This is a genomic window from Cysteiniphilum litorale (genome assembly GCF_003428165.1).
GTDB classification, from domain to species: domain Bacteria; phylum Pseudomonadota; class Gammaproteobacteria; order Francisellales; family Francisellaceae; genus Caedibacter; species Caedibacter litoralis.
In genome coordinates this window covers 1-933 of record NZ_QLIQ01000146.1, presented here as the reverse complement: position 1 = coordinate 933, position 933 = coordinate 1, and the positions used below count along the sequence as shown (strand labels likewise).

Genomic DNA, 933 nt, shown 5'->3' with positions numbered 1-933 from the left:
TCATGAAATAAGTTTATTGTATTTTGATATGGGGATGTTTTATTTTGGTATTCATGATTATATTCGCGCGACTGATTGTTTGGAAAAACATGAGTCTATATTTGGTAAAGAGCATCCTAATTCAATAGAATTACGTGCTTTTTTTCTAAGTAGACTCAATAAAAAATCGAGCAATTACTGAAAGTAGTGTTTGCAATACCAAGTTGCAAATTTTTTATCTGCTGTTTTAAGTTTTTGAGTGATCGAATACATGTAAACTTCTTTAATCGTTGCAAGAAATTGATCAACACCGATTTCTTTTGGGTGTTTTTCAAGAATACTGGATACTGTTTTTACACAATCAATAAAGAGCGTATGTTGCCATACAGTATTCTTGGTGTCATTGCCAACAGAGATGCTTTTTTTTCGAGTGGGTGTTTCGAGAGGTTCTTCACCTATCAGTTGTTCGACACTAATGTTAAAATATTTGGCAATTGGTAGTAGTGTATCTATTCTAGGACTCTGGTTTTTGCCAGCCAATATCTGATATATTGTTGCATATCCAATTTCAATTTTTCTGCAAAAATCTGCGAGTTCCATACCCGTTGAATCGATGAGTTTTTTTAAGACAAAAGGCAATTCATATTTGTTTGTAGCTTCAAATTTTTTCTGTGTATTTTCCATATTTAAAAAGGTTCTTGAAAATAGTGAGGCATTATAGCAAAAAAATTAGTAAAAAAATATTGACATTTATTCAAATAAATATAAGTATCTAAATTATAGATACTTATGGTTTGGGTAGATTATTACCGAGTTTAAAGAATGAATAGTCAAAGCAATAATCAGGATATATTATCGAATGAGATAATATATCAATTTGATCAACAGCAACTAGGTTGCCAAATATGTATTTGGCGATATTTTGATAGTGAAAATACTTTTAGCTTTTCATTT

General features: G+C 30.1%; 2 protein-coding genes. One reads left to right on the top strand and one right to left on the bottom strand.

The annotated features are described in order from the left end of the window. A partial coding sequence (locus DNJ75_RS15605; RefSeq protein WP_206609138.1) for a hypothetical protein occupies positions 1 to 181 on the top strand: 181 nt, incomplete at its 5' end. On the opposite strand, the gene DNJ75_RS14955 is transcribed toward DNJ75_RS15605, so the two are convergent. Then, positions 175 to 663 carry a helix-turn-helix domain-containing protein gene (locus DNJ75_RS14955; RefSeq protein WP_117004198.1) on the bottom strand — a complete coding sequence of 163 codons (489 nt, stop codon included), beginning with the start codon at positions 661 to 663 and terminating at the stop codon, positions 175 to 177. The genes DNJ75_RS15605 and DNJ75_RS14955 overlap by 7 nt on opposite strands. Positions 664 to 933 lie beyond the last annotated feature (270 nt).